Annotated in this window: 17 protein-coding genes; 5 read left to right on the top strand and 12 right to left on the bottom strand. The window is 59.1% G+C overall.

Translation table 11 applies throughout. The features are described from left to right. Positions 1–255: 255 nt before the first annotated feature. A complete protein-coding gene (locus tag B8746_RS09620) occupies positions 256–1455 on the top strand; it encodes a PrnB family protein (protein WP_084393481.1) in 1200 nt (399 codons plus the stop codon). 16 nt (positions 1456–1471) lie between these two features. On the opposite strand, the gene B8746_RS09615 is transcribed toward B8746_RS09620, so the two are convergent. The 5 genes from B8746_RS09615 to B8746_RS09595 form a co-directional block, all read right to left on the bottom strand. Then, the gene (locus B8746_RS09615) at positions 1472–1882 is read right to left on the bottom strand and encodes a hypothetical protein (RefSeq protein WP_084393480.1); all 411 of its coding nucleotides are present in this window, start codon (positions 1880–1882) and stop codon (positions 1472–1474) included. Between the two features lie 75 nt (positions 1883–1957). Beyond that, positions 1958–2143 (bottom strand): DNA gyrase inhibitor YacG, encoded by a 186-nt coding sequence (locus tag B8746_RS09610; protein WP_084393479.1) that lies wholly within the window; start codon positions 2141–2143, stop codon positions 1958–1960. Further along, positions 2140–3189 (bottom strand): ribonuclease E/G, encoded by a 1050-nt coding sequence (locus B8746_RS09605; protein WP_084393478.1) that lies wholly within the window; start codon positions 3187–3189, stop codon positions 2140–2142. The genes B8746_RS09610 and B8746_RS09605 overlap by 4 nt, the downstream gene beginning before the upstream one ends. Continuing rightward, positions 3186–3899, bottom strand: a complete 714-nt coding sequence (locus B8746_RS09600; protein ID WP_084393477.1) for an RlmE family RNA methyltransferase — start codon at positions 3897–3899, stop codon at positions 3186–3188. The genes B8746_RS09605 and B8746_RS09600 overlap by 4 nt, the downstream gene beginning before the upstream one ends. Next, complete coding sequence (locus B8746_RS09595) at positions 3896–5014, bottom strand: Ppx/GppA phosphatase family protein (protein WP_084393476.1); 1119 nt, start codon at positions 5012–5014, stop codon at positions 3896–3898. The genes B8746_RS09600 and B8746_RS09595 overlap by 4 nt, the downstream gene beginning before the upstream one ends. A gap of 213 nt (positions 5015–5227) precedes the next feature. Between B8746_RS09595 and hspQ the strand changes: the two genes are divergently transcribed. Beyond that, entirely contained in the window at positions 5228–5557 is a 330-nt protein-coding gene (hspQ, locus tag B8746_RS09590) for a heat shock protein HspQ (protein WP_370237660.1), read from the top strand. Here the strand turns inward: hspQ and maiA are convergent, their stop codons facing one another. Both maiA and B8746_RS09580 read right to left on the bottom strand, forming a co-directional pair. After that, positions 5558–6205, bottom strand: coding sequence for a maleylacetoacetate isomerase (gene maiA, locus B8746_RS09585; protein WP_084393474.1), 648 nt, complete (start codon positions 6203–6205; stop codon positions 5558–5560). It abuts the gene before it with no gap. Continuing rightward, on the bottom strand, positions 6202–7209 hold the full coding sequence (locus B8746_RS09580) for a fumarylacetoacetate hydrolase family protein (protein WP_084394191.1): 1008 nt from the start codon (positions 7207–7209) through the stop codon (positions 6202–6204). Before B8746_RS09580 ends, maiA begins: the two co-directional genes overlap by 4 nt. A gap of 109 nt (positions 7210–7318) precedes the next feature. On the opposite strand from B8746_RS09580, the gene phhA reads away from it, so the two are divergent. After that, a complete protein-coding gene (gene phhA / locus B8746_RS09575; RefSeq protein WP_084393473.1) occupies positions 7319–8200 on the top strand; it encodes a phenylalanine 4-monooxygenase in 882 nt (293 codons plus the stop codon). Beyond that, a complete protein-coding gene (locus B8746_RS09570) occupies positions 8197–8511 on the top strand; it encodes a hypothetical protein (RefSeq protein ID WP_233124138.1) in 315 nt (104 codons plus the stop codon). Before phhA ends, B8746_RS09570 begins: the two co-directional genes overlap by 4 nt. Here the strand turns inward: B8746_RS09570 and B8746_RS09565 are convergent. From B8746_RS09565 to B8746_RS09550, 4 genes are read right to left on the bottom strand one after another with little or no spacing between them, the layout of a single operon-like run. Then, positions 8508–9830, bottom strand: a complete 1323-nt coding sequence (locus tag B8746_RS09565) for an N-succinylarginine dihydrolase (RefSeq protein WP_084393472.1) — start codon at positions 9828–9830, stop codon at positions 8508–8510. The genes B8746_RS09570 and B8746_RS09565 overlap by 4 nt on opposite strands. Then, on the bottom strand, positions 9830–11284 hold the full coding sequence (gene astD / locus B8746_RS09560; RefSeq protein WP_084393471.1) for a succinylglutamate-semialdehyde dehydrogenase: 1455 nt from the start codon (positions 11282–11284) through the stop codon (positions 9830–9832). The genes B8746_RS09565 and astD overlap by 1 nt, the downstream gene beginning before the upstream one ends. 2 nt (positions 11285–11286) lie before the next feature. Next, positions 11287–12306 carry an arginine N-succinyltransferase gene (locus tag B8746_RS09555; RefSeq protein WP_084393470.1) on the bottom strand — a complete coding sequence of 340 codons (1020 nt, stop codon included), beginning with the start codon at positions 12304–12306 and terminating at the stop codon, positions 11287–11289. Beyond that, the gene (locus tag B8746_RS09550) at positions 12303–13559 is read right to left on the bottom strand and encodes a hydrolase (protein WP_084393469.1); all 1257 of its coding nucleotides are present in this window, start codon (positions 13557–13559) and stop codon (positions 12303–12305) included. The genes B8746_RS09555 and B8746_RS09550 overlap by 4 nt, the downstream gene beginning before the upstream one ends. Positions 13560–13697: 138 nt before the next feature. Here B8746_RS09550 and B8746_RS09545 point away from each other — a divergent pair, with 138 nt between their 5' ends. Next, on the top strand, positions 13698–14447 hold the full coding sequence (locus B8746_RS09545) for a DUF481 domain-containing protein (RefSeq protein ID WP_084393468.1): 750 nt from the start codon (positions 13698–13700) through the stop codon (positions 14445–14447). Here the strand turns inward: B8746_RS09545 and B8746_RS09540 are convergent. Beyond that, positions 14444–15733 carry a cystathionine gamma-synthase family protein gene (locus B8746_RS09540; RefSeq protein ID WP_084394189.1) on the bottom strand — a complete coding sequence of 430 codons (1290 nt, stop codon included), beginning with the start codon at positions 15731–15733 and terminating at the stop codon, positions 14444–14446. The genes B8746_RS09545 and B8746_RS09540 overlap by 4 nt on opposite strands. Between the last annotated feature and the right edge of the window lie 9 nt (positions 15734–15742).

The raw sequence follows: 15742 nt of genomic DNA, 5'->3' as shown, positions 1-15742 counted from the left end.
TGCCGTCTCAGCATTCGAAGCGGCAATATCAGCTCAGCCAATTCGCGCGAACCAATCACGATAGAAGCCGCCTCAGTCCGCTTTGTCGGCTGCGGTGCGAGCGCGCTGGAACGAAACTGCTCGACTATGAACCAGCACGTAAATAGGCGCCGACTGCCGCCATTTCGCATTGCCGATCCCGGCTGAAGACTGGGGCTTTACCTTGCGTGAATTCGGTGAAAGATAGTTTCAAACACAACTATCAGGGAGCGAGACATGGCCAGCATTCAACCACTCGACGCTTACGGTATTTCACGCGAACGCGGTTTTCTCTGCAGTCACGATGCAGACAAAGTCGCGCTCCCCTCCATGCTCGACCCAGCCGTCGAGATGGCGATGAATCTGCCGCACCTCATCGTGACCGGTCGCGTGCGCGAACTGCTTGCGCGCCTGCCTGTTATCGACCTCGCTGCATTCTGCAAGACCGCCACCGACCATCAGATCCGTAAGGCTTTCGTGCATTACACCTTCATGGTCCAGTCTTATGTCTGGGGTGAGCCGGAAGCCCCAACAAGCCTGCCCAAGTGCCTTGCCCTGCCCTGCTGGCAGCTTGCTGACGCGCTCGACCAGAAGCCCCTCCTGACCTATTCGAGCTATGTGCTCGACAACTGGGCGAAGGTCGACACCGATAGGCCGGTTGATCTCTCCAATGTCTACATGATCCAGCCCTTCCTCTCCGGCGCCGACGAGGCCTGGTTCGTGCTTGTTCATGTCGCCATCGAGGCCCGGGCAGGCGATATGCTTGCTACAATTCCCGAACTCATCGCCGCCTGCACAGCCGAAGACGCTGACGCTATCAAAGCCGCACTTCAGCGCCTCTCCGTTGGCTGGGATGACGTCAACGCCATCTTCGACCGGATGCCGGAGCGCTGCGACCCCTACATCTATTTCAATCGCGTCCGCCCCTACATCCATGGCTGGAAAGACAATCCGGCGCTTGGCGACGGACTGATTTATGAAGGCGTTCCCCAAGGTAAGGGCAAGCCGCAGGCTTTCCGCGGCCAGACTGGTTCGCAGTCATCCATCGTGCCGACAATGGACGCACTGTTCGGCATCTCCCACGCAGACGATCCGCTGCGCCATTATCTTGACGAGCTGCATGCCTACCGCCCTGTCGGGCATCGTCGCTTCATTGAGGACGTCCGCGCCGTCAGCAATGTGCGAGACTGGGTTGGCCAGTCCGAAGACTCCGCCATCCGGCAGCTCTATAATGACAATGTCCTGAAGCTCGCCCGCTTCCGCACGCGTCATCTGGAATACGCGGCGACCTATATTAACAAGCAGTCAAAGGGCGGTCCTGGCAACGATACCGAAGTCGGAACAGGCGGCACGCCCTTCATGAAATATCTCAAGAAGCACCGCGATGAAGCACAGGCCCACCTGCTCGACGTGTCACCACCCCGCGCCGCCGAATAAGAATGATGGTCCCAGACTAGTCGACGCAGAGCATGCCGTCGGCAACGCCGTCCTTGACCAGCTGGAAGCAGCCGAATGGATTGTCGGTGGCCGCGCATTGCCCCACTGTTTCAGCCCCGACCTCAACTGACTCGCCGGACACCATGCACCGCCCGACACAATCGGAACTATCCGTGCAGACCTTGCCATCGTCAGGCAGCGACTGGATACAATGTTCGGCGCCGAGCAAGCCAGCCTTCTGCACTTCTCCACCAACCGCTTCACAAGCCGCGATCTCCATCTCGGTGGCTTCCCGACCCTCAAACGTTACGCGCTGATAGGTGGCGTTTGTCGAGGCATCCACCGTTTCGCCGGGCCTTTCGGCCGGCGTTGGCCCCGTACAGGCCGCAAAGATGCAAATGGCGGAAATGAGCGGCAGGGCTTTCATCGGAACGGTCCTTCAGATCTGGTTTAATGAAATGGCTTCAACGCCTTCCGGTTCCGATTGACCGGCTCAGTCGCGCTATTCGTCCCGCTCTTCCTTGTAACTCGGCGTCTCCTCCGCCTGATCTGCCGGACGGCCGGGAATGGCGTATCCGCCCTTCAGCCACCGCGATAGATCGACGTCTGCGCAGCGCTTGGAACAAAAAGGCCGGAATTCGGCCTGCGCCATGCGGGTTTCGCAGACGGGACATTTGGCTTTGCTCATATGCGGGCCACCTTGTTTGTCGTGCTGATCTCCTGTGAGACTGAAACGCGTCCTGAAAACGCATCGCTCAGCAGCGCGTCACACATCCTTTTGCGCGCCTTATAGACATCCATCAGCGCTTTAGACAGGATCACACTGAAAAACGCCGTACGATCTGCACCTGCTTCTCGCTCTACTTCTCGAAACAGCGCCAGAAGCCGGGTTTCCGCACTTGGTTCACCAGATTCGTCTAGCATCAGTTCGCTTAGCGGCGTTCGTCGCCACTCGATCTTTGCTTCCAGGAGACCGAACCTGGATGGCCGGAGCGCGTCGACGGCCCGGTCGGAACACCGAGAAAATGACGCCACGAACCCGGCTCTCAGTTTCTCGCCCGCCTCACGGTTGATCGGTGCAACACAGTCGATGGCGATAAGGCCACCCAACCGCCGCACTGCGATCTGCCGAGCCGCTTCGGCGACGGCTTCGCGATTGATCGCCAGCGCTCTGGCGCCAGCGCTGCCTTTCGACAGTCTGCCGGCGCTGTCTATATCCACTGCAACAAGGGCGGGTGTCGGAGTGATCTGGATCTTGCCACCGCCGGAAAGCCCCGCCATCGGTGAGAGGACGTCATCGAACACTCGCCCTACATCGTCCGTAGCGTCCCGCCCTTCTTCAACAGGGCTGCCGCCCTCTCCCGGCAATGAGGACTGCCATCGCTCAAACGCCGACATCTCCAGCGCTGGTCCCGCGGTGATCCGTGCTCTGGCGAGTTTGCCTCCTCGCTGCTCTGCAACGATGACAAGATTCGCCTGGGCACCCTGAGTGAGCCCCCCGGAAACCTCCCCGCGCACGAAAACTTCTGTACCGCTCTCCAGCTCAAAGAAAGCGCCGCCATCGGATGGAGATACCTGTCGAAGCCGACCCGTCACCGTCTCTCCGGCCGAAGGCGGCTGGCCATGTCCGCCCCAGCGCTCGATGAAGGTTGAAATGGGGCGTCCGCCTGCGTCGAAGGCGACGGCCCTTACTTCGCCGGGTGACGCCGCCCGGGCAATTCGCACAGCACTCATGACTTGCCGCGAAACCCTTGAGCCACGACGAAGAGTTCCGGCGAACCGGCGCGGCTAGCCGGTGGCTTCACGTGTTTGACGGTCTTGAACATGGCTTTGAGCTGCTTCTGCATGTCAGGTGTCGCGCCGCCCTGGAACACTTTGCTACAGAAGCTTCCACCGCGGACGAGATGTTCGCCAGCAAACCAGAGCGCCATCTCCGCAAGCGCTGCAGTGCGTAGACTGTCGGTCTGCTTGTGGCCGGTCGTGTTGGCCGCCATGTCGGACAGGACAAGATCCGGCCGTCCCGACAGCCCCTGCATCATCTGCTCAACATCTTCCGGCTCGTTAATGTCACCCTGAACAATGTGAGCGCCAGGAATCGGGTCAACGGCTAGAAGGTCTATGCCCACAATTTCCTTCACGCCGCGCCGCAGGCAGACCTGAAGCCAGCCGCCCGGTGCGCAACCAAGGTCGACAACACGCGTCGCGCCTTTGAGCAGATTGGCCTTTTCGTCGATCTCAATCAGCTTGTATGCGGCGCGTGCGCGAAAATTGTCCGCCTTGGCGCGCTGCACATAGGGGTCAGAGAGCTGCCGCTCGATCCAGCGCTTGGAACTCTCATCCTTGGCGTTGTACGCAATAATCTTCCGCTCGGTCATCCGCCGGCCGGAGGTCTGCTTTTCCTGCTTGGGAGGCCCTTTCCAGCGGCGCTTTCCATCATCTGTCATTCTGCCACCTTCGGTGCGTCTGTAGCACCTGTCCTTGTTTTGCCCTTGCCGCGGCCGCCCCTGCTGCGGCGTTTCTTCTTGGGCCCTCGCATCATCGATAGCAGCAGACCTTCCCTCAGGCCGCGATCGGCGACCCTGATCCTCGCATGCGGCGCGAGGGACCACACGGCCTCCATGAGCACGCAGCCTGCCAGCATGAGTCCGGCCCGATCTTCACCGATCGTGGCGAATTGCGCGCGCCCTTCCGGCCCTGCTTCTATCAGGGCCTGCATCGTCTCTACGCCTCCGGCACGGTCCATCCACTTTCCATCGACCAGGTCCCGGCGATAGCGCTCCAGTCCGAAATGCACGCCCGCAACACACGTCACCGTGCCGGACGTTCCGATGATGTGCGACGTCTCTTTCTCAAGAGCCTGTCGAATATTGTGTTGCCCGGCCCATGTCTCAACATGCTCTTTCACTGCTGCGAGCATAGCCGGATAGGCGTCAGCCTCGCCGAGATGCTGATAGGCCTCCGTCAGCGTGACGACACCATAGGGAATACTCGTCCACGCCTTGATTGGCGCATGTTTGAGCATGCCGTTGAGGCCATTCTCGCGGGCGCGGTGCGCGTCGACAAGAGAAAGCTCTGTCGATCCCCCGCCAATATCGAGCACCAGAACATGTTCTGCCGCCTGGTCGATCAGGTTGTGGCAGCCAATCAATGCCAGCCGCGCCTCTTCCGAAGGGCCTATGATCTTGAATGTCAGGCCGGTGCGCTTGCGGATCTCTGCTATGAATTCAGCGCCGTTCTCGGCTTTGCGACAGGCTTCTGTGGCGATGCAACGGATGCGGCCAACGCGTCTCGCCTTCAGTTTTCTGGAAATCGCTTCCATGGCGCTGAAGGCCCGCTCCATTGCTGCGTCGGACAGTCGGCCGGTTTCAGCAAGCCCCTCTCCGAGGCGTGCGATTTGCGAGTGCGAATCGACCACGCTAAAACCGCTGCGGTTCGGCGCAGCGATCAACAGTCTGCAATTGTTCGTACCAAGGTCCACCGCAGCGTAGAGCGGTGACCCTCCGGTCTTGCGCGCCGACCGTCCCCGAGGCCGCCGGCTGCGCGATTTTTTTTCAGCCATCTGCGGCCCAAATCTTGTCGGTTGCTGCAACCTCTATCACATTGGCCGGTGATGAGCCAAGAACGAGGCATAGCAAAGCGCATCGCAGCGCTGTTTGGACGCCGAAAGCAGGCGGTAGTGACGAGCGAGGCGTCGGCAGTTGCGGATGATTCATCCGGTAGCGCTGAAGCACCAGCACTGGACCTTCGTGAAGACGGTTACCCGCATTCTGCGATTGATCACCGCCAAGCCAAATTCCAGATCGGACAGATCGTGCGCCACCGGCTTTTCGATTTTCGTGGTGTCATCTTTGATGTCGATCCGGTGTTCGCCAATTCTGATGAATGGTACGAAGCGATCCCGGAAGACATGCGCCCCTCCAAGGACCAGCCCTACTACCATCTCTTCGCCGAGAACGACAAAACGCATTATGTCGCCTATGTCTCGGAGGGAAATCTGCTCCCCGACGAGACCGATGCTCCGGTATCACATCCCGACATTCCTGATTTCTTCGAAATGACGCCAAGCGGTGGCTATCTGCTCAAGAGCGGCCACGCGCACTGATCAGCCCGCTTTGACGGCTTCGGGCGATGCGGCGGCAAAGGCCGGGATTTCCCGACAGACCGCATCCACTTCCAACAGCTTCGGGAACGGTGAAAGATCGGTTTCAAACCGACGTGCATTGTACATTTGTGGCACGAGACACACCTCTGCGAGGGTCGGCTGGTCGCCGAACAGGAAATCGCTGCCCGGGTGGCGCAGTGCAATCGTTTCGAGCGCGCTGAAGCCGGTCACGATCCAGCTGCGATACCAGGTCGCGATGGCCGCCTCATCAGCACCGAAACTTTCGCGTAGCCTGGACAGGACAGACAGATTGTTGAGCGGGTGAATATCGCAGGCAATGGTGTCGGCAAAAGCGCGGATTTCCATCCGCCGCCAGGCATCCCCCGTAAGCAGTGGCGGGTCGGGATACGTCTCTTCCAGCCATTCGAGTATGGCCATGGACTGATTGGCGATCCGGTCATCCAGCGCGATGGCGGGCACCCGCATCTGCGGATTCAGCGCGCGGTAAGGCTCCTGCATTTGCTCGTCAGCGCCCGGAGCGATGTTCACCGGCAATGACTCGAACTCGACACCTTTCAGGTTCAAAGCGATCCGCAGGCGATAGGCGGCTGAAGACCGCCAGAAATCATAGAGCTTGAGGTCCTTCATACGTTGACAACCTCTTGTTCGATGGCGCCAAAGATCGTGTGGCCCGCCTTGTCGAGCATCTCGATGCGAACTGTATCACCTGCCGTCATGAACGGTGTCTTGAATTCACCGGTTGCGATTTTTTCGATCATGCGAATTTCAGCAATACAGGAATAGCCAAGCCCCCCCTCTGCTACCGGCTTTCCGGGACCACCATCTGCCCCTTTGTTGGAGATCGTGCCAGACCCCACAATCGAACCGGCTACAAGCGGACGGGTCTTTGCGGCATGCGCAACCAGCTCTGCCATGTTGAAGGTTGCATCGACGCCTGCGTCGGCACGTCCGAACGGTTCGCCGCGATAGTCCACGCGAAGCGGAAGGTGCACGAGACTGTCTTTCCAGGCGTCACCCAGTTCGTCGGGTGTCACGGCAACGGGCGAAAAGGCGCAGGGTGGCTTTGACTGGAAAAAGCCGAAGCCCTTGGCGAGTTCCTGCGGAATGAGCCCCCGAAGCGATACATCGTTGCAAAGCAGGATGAGCTTGATGTGCTTGGCGGCATCTTCGACGCTAACGCCCATTGAGACGTCGTCGGTGATGACACAGACTTCCGCCTCCATATCGCATCCCCAGGCCGGGTCGCCCAGCGGGATGGGGTCGCGCGGTCCAAGCGTTGGACCGCTCACCCCCTGGTACATGAGGGGATCGGAATAGAAGCTCTCTGGCACTTCAGCATCGCGAGCTTTGCGTACAAGTTCGACGTGATTGATGTAAGCTGAGCCATCAGCCCATTGAAAGGCACGAGGAAGCGGCGAGGCGCATTCATGTTCGTGGAAGCGCTGTGTTGGCACGGATCCGACTTCGATTTCCTGAGCCAATGACTGCAGCTTGGGTGCGAGCGCGCTCCAATTGTCCAGCGCCGCCTGCAGCGTCGGTGCGATATGGCTCGCATCGGAATATTTCGTGAGGTCTTTCGACACCACGACGAGGTGTCCATCCCGTCCGGATTTCAGGCTTGCGAGCTTCATGGTTTTCTTCCTCTTCTCGATCCTAGCGGCGCCATCGCTTTCGAAGTCCGGGAACGCAGCTGCCGACAAATAACGTTCTCTTGAGCGCGTTTTGCGCTATATTAGTTGCATGAGCAACCATTTGCAGAAACCCGATCACGCCCGGGACGACTGGACCATCGATCAGGGCTGGTCAAACTACACTGAAGATGAACATGAGGTCTGGAACCTGCTGTACAAGCGGCAGATGGACGTCTTGCCGGGCCGCGCTGCGTCCGAATTCATGCAGGGCCTCAAGGCTCTCGATCTCGGCAAGGGCGGCATTCCGGAATTCGAATCGATGTCAGACGAACTGGAGTCCCTGACGGGCTGGCGCGTCGTCGCTGTCCCGGGTCTGGTGCCGGACGAAGTCTTCTTTGACCACCTCGCCAATCGCCGCTTCCCGGCCGGCCAGTTCATCCGCAAGCGCCATCAGCTTGATTATCTGCAAGAGCCCGACGTTTTTCACGATGTCTTCGGCCACGTGCCGATGCTGACCAATCCTGTCTTTGCAGACTATATGGAGGCTTACGGCAAGGGGGGGCTCCGCAGCCTGAACTTCGCGGCGCTGAAGAACCTTGCCGCGCTCTACTGGTACACGGTGGAATTCGGCCTGATCAGGACTGATGAAGGCCTCAGGATATACGGGGCCGGCATCGTCTCTTCGAAGACGGAGAGCATTTTCGCGCTTGAGGACCCTTCGCCCAATCGCATCGGTTTCGGGCTGGAGCGCCTCATGCAGACCGACTACAGGATCGACGATTTCCAGCAGACCTACTTCGTCATCGATTCTTACGAACAGCTCTTTCGGGCGACGGTCGATACCGATTTTGCGCCCCTTTACGAGCAAATGAAGGGCCAGTTCGCCCATTCGCCTGAGACAGTGCTTTCCGATGACGAGGTCCTGCACCGTGGATCACAAGCCTATGCCAAGGCCGGCGGACGATTTGCGGACGCAGGCCAGCGGACGTGAAGTTTTCCATCGCGCTTCTCGCGCTGGCAATTGCCCTGCCGGTGGCGGCAGAAAGCTCGGTCAGTGACGACTGTGAGTTCCAGGGCATCTTCCTTCACGGCAGGGTGAAAGTAGTCGAAAGCTTCCCGGACATTGAGGTGAAAGTCGTCACCAGTTTCCCGGATATCGATGTGAAGTCGGTCGAGAGCTTCGCGGACGATTGCGGCGAATGGCAATTCGTCGAAAGCTTTCCTGACTTCACAATCCGTTATGTCGACAGTTTTCCGGATCTGGAAATACGGATGGTCGAGAGCTTCCCAGGCCTGCCCTAGACGAGACCACCGAGCCCCAGCTCTTCCAGCAGCGCTTCACGCGCAAGCTGGCATTCACTGGCAAAGGCAGGGTCGCCAAGGTCCTGAGGCGACAAGCTGTCCCGATACGTTCTCCGGACAATATCCTGAAGCGCATCAATCTTCGCCTCATCAAGCAGCACGCCCTGGTGACAGGCCGCAATCTCGGCCTCCGTCATCACGACACGAAGTCGAAGACAGGCAGGACCGCCCCCATTGCGCATGGACTGGCGGACGTCGACATACTGGACCCGCCCGATCGGGCCGTTTCCGGACGTCATGCGCTCGCAGAAGGCACGCGTCGATTCCGTTTCCTGCGTCTCGAGCGGCGCGAGCAGAACTAGTCGGTCCTCTCCCGGCCATTGCAGCAATTGCGAGTTAAAGAGGTAGGATCTGATGGCGTCCTCGATCGGCACGTCGGCCTGCGGAACCATGACAGGCTTCAATTCGAAGAGGCCCCGAGCGGCCTGTCTCAAGGCTCCGATTGTTGCCTCTGTATCTTCAAAGGCGAGCTCATGAAAAAACAGCGTCTCGAGCGATCCGACACACACGACATCATTGTGGAATGCACCTGCATCGATCGCGGCTTTGGACTGGCGTGCGAAGACGGACCGGTCCTTCTGGAGCCCATGCCCGCGCGCGATGCTTTCGCTGGCCAGCCTTGTCTGACGGGCCGGATAACCGAGAGTGCTCTCTCCAGCTTCGCGGCCGTAGACGAAAAGCTCAACGCCTTCAGCGCCATGTTCCGCGCACAGGCGAACATGGTTCGCTGCCCCTTCATCGGAGAAATCAGCGTGCGCCGGCAGACCGCCATGCACAGCAAACCTGTCCTCGTTCTCAAAAATCGAAAGAAGGCTCGCGGTGGTATCGGGTGCCTCGATCGACCGGTGCAGCATGGTTGAAAGATTGGCTGTTGTCAGATGCAGGCGACCGTCGGCCGTGTCAGATGACGGGGAAACCGTTGCTGCATTGGCCGCCCACATCGAACTGGCGCTGTAAGCTGCCTTCAGCAGGCCAGGAGCGGACCGCGACGCGCCCTCAATGATTTCCGCGTCGGTTCCGGAGAAGCCGGCAGCCGCAAGAAGGTCGAAATTCGGACGCGGCAGCGGCGGCAGGATACCCTGCACCAGACCTGCCCGCAGCAGAAGCCGCATTTTCTCCAGCCCCTGAAGTGCAGCTTCGCGCGGATTGGAGACCTCGCCCTCATTGGTCGCGCTCGCAAGATTGCCCCGCGACATGCCCCCATAATTGTGACTGGGGCCGATCAGGCCATCGAAGTTGACTTCAACCGCTTTGCTCATCAGCCGGGAAACCCCTGTGCCTTGAGCCGTTCAGCCTTGTCCGATACCTGGCTAGCCTGAGGCCAGGCGCAGTAATCGGCAGCATAATAGGCACCCGGCCGGAAGTTGCCTGACAGGCCCGGACCGCCAAACGGCATGTTCCCCGCAGCGCCCGCAGTGGGCCGGTTTCGGTTGAGTATGCCGGCCTTCAGCTCACGATGCGCCTGAAGCCACAGCGCGTCATCATCGCTGACAAGTCCGCCAGACAGGCCAAAGCGTGTATCGTTCGCCCGGGCAATGGCGGTATCGAAGTCTTTGACGCGGTAAATCTGCATGAGAGGACCGAAGAGCTCTTCGTCCGGTATGTTTGTCGCCGCGGTCACGTCGATCACACCGGCGGTGACAAAACCTCCGCCACGCTCCATGCGCTTCAGCCTGCGCAGCGATCTGCCGCCAGACTTCGACAACATCATCTGGAAATCGGTCGCTGCTTCGGCCGCTTTCTCCGATACGAGTGGCCCCATAAAGACATTGTCTTCATCCCACGCCCCGATTGTCAGGCCGCGCGCACGCTCAACGATTGCCTCAACCACGTTTTCACCAAACGCGTTGTCCGGCACGATGACACGCCGCGCGCAGGAGCATCTCTGACCGCTTGTCAGGAATGCTGATTGCGCTGCGATGTCTGCAGCAGCGTCAACATCTGCCGGGTCCCAGATAATGAGCGGGTTGTTGCCGCCCATTTCCAGCGCGAGGATGACTTCGGGACGACCGGCAAAATGGCGATGGAAGGCTGTGCCTGTCGCAGCTGAGCCTGTGAACAGGACGCCGTTGATGTCACCGTCTAGCAGAGCCGCGCCTGTCGAACGCCCACCATGAACGACGTTCAGCACACCGGGGGGAAGACCGGCTGCCTCGAAACACTCGACCATGATCTCCGCGACGGCAGGCGCAAGCTCGGACGGTTTGAAGACACATGTGTTTCCAGCGAGCAGAGCCGGCACGATGTGCCCGTTGGGCAAATGACCTGGAAAGTTGAACGGTCCAAAAACGGCCATCACGCCATGCGGACGGTGAGACAGGATCGCGGACCCGAAAGCAGTGTCATCATGGCGACCGCCGGCACGCTCAATCTGTGCATCAATGGAGATGGCGATCTTGCCTTTCATGGCACCAGCTTCGCCGAGCGATTCCCAGCGGGGCTTTCCCATGTCGCGGCTGATCGCTTCGGAAATGCGCTCTGCACGCTCACCGACAGCATCCGCATAGCGTTCAAGAATTTGCGTGCGGTCATGCTGCGGCAGCTTGCGCCAACTCTCACCTGCACGTCGGGCCACTTCGATGGCCTGATGCACCTGCGCCGAACTGGCGGCCTGGCCTTCCCAGCTCGTCTCGCCAGTCGCCGGACAGGTCTTTTCGAACCAATCGTCCTCGCCCGCACTCCACTTTCCGTCGATATATGCCCCTTTGGCCATACTCAGCTCCTCAACCATATCCTTGCCGTCTCACCTTCGGATATCCGAAGTCGGTCCAGTACGGCTGCGGATGTGTAAAAGATGTCGTCTGCCAGCGCCCCCTCCACCATGGTGGCCCGGAAGTCGCTGAAACGGTCATTCGACATGATGCCTGTTCTGCCGCCGGCATCTCCTGTTCGCACCGTCACGGTCCGGCTTTCACGAATTGTCCGGACTGTACTTCTGGCCGCGGCGACCAGAGGCCCGCCATCGAAGATGTCGACCGTGCGCTCGAAGCGAAACCCTTCCCATTCGAGCAGCTTCATCGCCCCCACGCCATCGGCATGGCAGCGCCCGATAACCTCTCTCGCCTCAGGCGGAAGCAGGTCCACATAGATCGGATATTTCGGCATCAGGTCCAGAATGAACTGATTGTCCGTGATCGCGGACAGGATATCAGCCTCGGTGAACTCCATCCGGAAGAAATGCCGTCCGATGGCATCCCAGAACGGCGTCTGACCATCGCCGTCAACAACGCCGCGAAGTTCCGCGAGAATCATGTCGCCAAACCGGTCGGGCGCACTTGCCACGAGCAGATATCTCGACTGGGCGAGCAATCGTCCTGCACCGCTGCCGCGATGAGCTTCGCGTAGGAAGAGCGTACCGACTTCGGTATACCCAACGAATTCATTGGTAAGGACCAGTGCGTCCAGATCAAACCGGCGATCAGCTGCTTGACTGGCCTGCGCGACGGTGATGACGCGATAATTGAAGAAGGGTTGGTCGATGCCGACACCCGCCTTTACAGCACTACAGCCACCGATCTCGCCCGATTCCTGATCTTCAAGCATCATCAGATACTTGCCGTACTGGGGCTCGGTAAGCTCACCCGCGAACGACTTCTGAGACTTTTCCAACCGCTCGCGTAGAATGCGCTCGTGAACCGGCAGGCTGGTAAAACCCGGCCCGGACTCCTCGGCGAGCTGCATCAGGACTTCAAAATCATCCAGCCTGGATGGCCGCATGACATAGGACGAACTCATTCCATTAGCGCCTTGATTTTTTTTGCATCTATACGCCCGTCAGCAAATCGGTTGAGCAACAGCCCTGACAAGCTTGCCCGCTCAACGAAAGATGACATGACGACATATTCTTCATGGGAATGGATGCGCCCGCCCATGACACCGAGCGTATCGACATTCGGAACGCCTGCAGCAAATATATTGTTTCCCTCGCAGACCCCGCCTGTGTCGACAAATTCAAGGTCCAGTCCCAGTGCCTTTCCAGTACCGGAAACAGCGTTGAAGAGCGCATCCTGCGCGGCATTTCGCGGTTTTGGCGGGCGATAGAAGCCGCCGTGGATATGACCTGAAATTCCATCGCGTGCTGTCGCCTCGCGGAACAGGCGCTCAACTTCCCACGTCGCCCATTGCGCCGCATCGGCATCGGGCGCACGCGCGCCGAAACGCACGATGGCCAGATCCGGCACGATGTTGACAGCGCCGCCGCCATCAATGGCGCCGACATTGAAGGAAACGCCCGGCCGTCGATTGTTCAGCGCCTCCAGGTCGACGACCATGTGCGCCGCTGCCTCGATTGCGCTGCGCCCTTCCTCCTTTGATCGCCCCGCATGAGCCGAGTGACCGTGAAGAACAATGTCGAACACGGCAGAGCCCTTGCGGCCACCCGACATGGCGCCAGTTTCCATGCAAGGCTCATAGGTCATGCCTACCATGGCACCCGACTGCGCAGCTTTCTTCAGTGCACCTGCGCTGGCGAAATTTCCAATTTCCTCATCGGGCGTGATGACAATCTGATAACCCAGACGGTCTTTCAGGGGCCCTGCCTCGAAAGCCTCGAGCGCACCGAGCATGACCGACAGGCCGCCTTTCATATCAGCGAGGCCGGGACCGTTCATGCGCCCCTCGCCCAGATCCCTGATCTCGGTAAAAGTACCTTCGGGAAACACCGTATCGTAGTGTCCACTCATGATGATCTGAACGGGCGCGTCTGACCGCGCCTTCACGCGGATCACTGGCCCGGTCTCCATTTCCACCGCCCTGCCCTTGCCATCGACGTTTTCAAAGGGCAGCGACTTGTCGAGCCGTACGTCGGCGTCGAGAGCTGAAAACGCATCAGCGAGCACAGGCGCCAGCTGTTCGAGGCCGGCCTTGTTGTGGCTGCCAGTATTGATTGCGGACCATTCCAGCGTTCGCTGTTGAAGGAGTGCCTCGGATGAGGCGATACGCTCAATGATCGCCTCATCTTCCGAGGTCTTGAGTGCTAAGTCAGTCATGCCCTTTGGTTTCACGGGAATTCAATTCCTGCAAGCCCGTCTCATACACAGACAGTCCAGCCATCGCAGGCATCGTGGTTAACGAGTTGTTTCCAGTCATCTGAGAGGACGTGCCCGAAGACAAGAACGAGGCCGATCATGACAAAGCCAATCACACTTTTCCTGAGCGCCAGCATCTGCCTGGTGCCCGTTGCCGTCGCACAGGATGACTGGACCGGCGAGGGCTCGCTGAGCGCTGGATACACGACTGGCAATACGGAGACAACGGACCTGGGCCTCGCCCTGAAGCTCAACCGTGAAGTCGGCATCTGGACCTATACGGGTGAAGCCGCAGCGGATTATGGCGAAACTGATTCTGTTGAAACGAAGAACCGGTTCTTTCTCGCCGGTGAGGTGGACCGACAGCTTGGCGACAAGCTTTTCGGCTTTGCCCGCACATCTTATGAGAAAGATGAGTTTTCCGGCTTCGAATCGCGATGGTTCGCTGGCGGCGGACTGGGCTATCCAGTCCTCGAAAACGAGACGACAAACTGGAGCATCCAGGGCGGTCCCGGTATCAAGATTGACGAAGTTCGCGACACGATCACAAACGTGAATGGTGTCCCCACAGTCATTCCGGGCTCTACCGAAGAATCGTTTTCGGTCATCGCGAACTCCGAATTTGCTCACCAGTTCAATGATGCGGTTAGTCTGAGCAATTCGACGAATGCGATCTATGCTTCGGAGTCGACGCAGTTCGGCAATGTCATCGCGCTCACGGCCGCCCTAACGGATGCATTTTCGGCGCGCTTCTCATTCGACGTGCGCCACGACACGAACCCGCCAGAAGGCTTTGAAGCCACTGACACGGTCACTCGTGCATCGATCGTCTACGCCTTCGGAAACTAGACCTTTTCAAGAGCCTGCGTCAGGTCGGCAATGAGGTCTTCGGCAGCCTCAATGCCGACCGAGAACCGCACCAGTCCATCGGTAAACCCGATGCGCTTCCGGATGTCTTCCGAGACCCCGGAATGGGTCGTTGAGCCAGGATGGCACATCAGTGATTCTGTGCCGCCAAGACTGACAGCCAGCTTCACCAGCTGCAGCGAGTCGAGCAGACGGAACGCCGCTTCCTTGCCGCCCTTCACATCAAACGAGAATGTTGACCCGGCCGCCTGACACTGCTCATCATATACCGTCTTTTGCGGGTCACCCTCTTCGAAAAAGGCTGGGTACATGACCTTGCCGATCTTGGAATGGTCACGCAGGAATTCGGCGCATAAGCGCGCATTGGCGAAAGCCTTTTCCATGCGCAGCTGAACCGTTTCAAGCGATCTGGTAACCAGCCAGCATGTGTGTGCATCGAGCGTCGTGCCGAGATAGTTCCTGACCCGGCGGATCTTGCTGATCGCCGCTTCGGTGCCAATCGCTGCACCTGCAACGAGGTCCGAATGCCCACCTATATACTTGGTGAGGGAGTAAAGCGCGAGATCGGCACCGTGCTTCAGAGGCGCATGTCCAATGGGGCCCATCATGGTGTTGTCACACATGATGATCGGACGGTGGCCGGTTTCCGTCTCGATTGTTTCAGCAACGCGCGCACATGCCCGGATGTCCACCAGCGCGCATGTCGGATTTGCCGGTGACTCTGTGAAAATGACGCTGAGCGGGCCTTTGGCTGCTGCCTTGCGCGCCTGAGCCAGAATCAGCTCTTCAGTCGCCCATGCATCCATCTCAAAAGGGGTCACGCCAAAGTCCGGCATGAAGGTCCGCATGAACACTTCCGTGCCGCCATAAAGCGGGCTGGAATGAAGGATCGTTGTTCCAGCACCCGCACAGGCGAGAAGCGCGGTCGTGATGGCACCCATACCGGACGAGAAAACCAGCGCGTCTTCGCCGGCGTCGTACAGCGTCAGGCGGTCTTCAAGCACTTCCATATTGGGATTATTGAAGCGGGTGTAGATGAGGTCTGCCTCTTCTGGATCACCCTCTTCACGTTTACCCGCAAGTTGACGAAACAGGACTTCGCCATCACGGGCCGACTTGAACGCAAATGTCGACGTCATGAAGATTGGTGGCTTGATGGATCCTTCAGACATGGCCGGATCGAAGCCATACCCCATCACGAGGGATTCGGGCTTCAGATCGTGATTACCAATCTTGCGCTTGCGGTAGGACTTGTCAGGTTTCGCCATCGGCTGCTC

Origin of the sequence: Henriciella pelagia (assembly GCF_002088945.1) — a bacterium.
In the GTDB taxonomy this organism is placed as follows: Bacteria; Pseudomonadota; Alphaproteobacteria; order Caulobacterales; family Hyphomonadaceae; genus Henriciella; species Henriciella pelagia.
The sequence above is the reverse complement of the archived record's forward strand: the minus strand, read 5'-3'. Positions and strand labels throughout refer to the sequence as shown.

Bases quoted from the DNA above. Each gene is read 5' to 3' on its own strand.
- B8746_RS09550 (WP_084393469.1), bottom strand. From the start codon at position 13,559: ATGACTGACTTAGCACTCAAGACCTCGGAAGATGAGGCGATCATTGAG.
- B8746_RS09580 (WP_084394191.1), bottom strand. From the start codon at position 7,209: ATGAAGCTCGCAAGCCTGAAATCCGGACGGGATGGACACCTCGTCGTG.
- B8746_RS09605 (WP_084393478.1), bottom strand. From the start codon at position 3,189: ATGAGTGCTGTGCGAATTGCCCGGGCGGCGTCACCCGGCGAAGTAAGG.
- B8746_RS09540 (WP_084394189.1), bottom strand. From the start codon at position 15,733: ATGGCGAAACCTGACAAGTCCTACCGCAAGCGCAAGATTGGTAATCAC.
- B8746_RS09595 (WP_084393476.1), bottom strand. From the start codon at position 5,014: ATGGCTGAAAAAAAATCGCGCAGCCGGCGGCCTCGGGGACGGTCGGCG.
- astD (WP_084393471.1), bottom strand. From the start codon at position 11,284: ATGGCCAAAGGGGCATATATCGACGGAAAGTGGAGTGCGGGCGAGGAC.
- B8746_RS09615 (WP_084393480.1), bottom strand. From the start codon at position 1,882: ATGAAAGCCCTGCCGCTCATTTCCGCCATTTGCATCTTTGCGGCCTGT.
- B8746_RS09545 (WP_084393468.1), top strand. From the start codon at position 13,698: ATGACAAAGCCAATCACACTTTTCCTGAGCGCCAGCATCTGCCTGGTG.
- B8746_RS09610 (WP_084393479.1), bottom strand. From the start codon at position 2,143: ATGAGCAAAGCCAAATGTCCCGTCTGCGAAACCCGCATGGCGCAGGCC.
- B8746_RS09555 (WP_084393470.1), bottom strand. From the start codon at position 12,306: ATGAGTTCGTCCTATGTCATGCGGCCATCCAGGCTGGATGATTTTGAA.
- B8746_RS09620 (WP_084393481.1), top strand. From the start codon at position 256: ATGGCCAGCATTCAACCACTCGACGCTTACGGTATTTCACGCGAACGC.
- B8746_RS09565 (WP_084393472.1), bottom strand. From the start codon at position 9,830: ATGAGCAAAGCGGTTGAAGTCAACTTCGATGGCCTGATCGGCCCCAGT.
- phhA (WP_084393473.1), top strand. From the start codon at position 7,319: ATGAGCAACCATTTGCAGAAACCCGATCACGCCCGGGACGACTGGACC.
- B8746_RS09600 (WP_084393477.1), bottom strand. From the start codon at position 3,899: ATGACAGATGATGGAAAGCGCCGCTGGAAAGGGCCTCCCAAGCAGGAA.
- maiA (WP_084393474.1), bottom strand. From the start codon at position 6,205: ATGAAGGACCTCAAGCTCTATGATTTCTGGCGGTCTTCAGCCGCCTAT.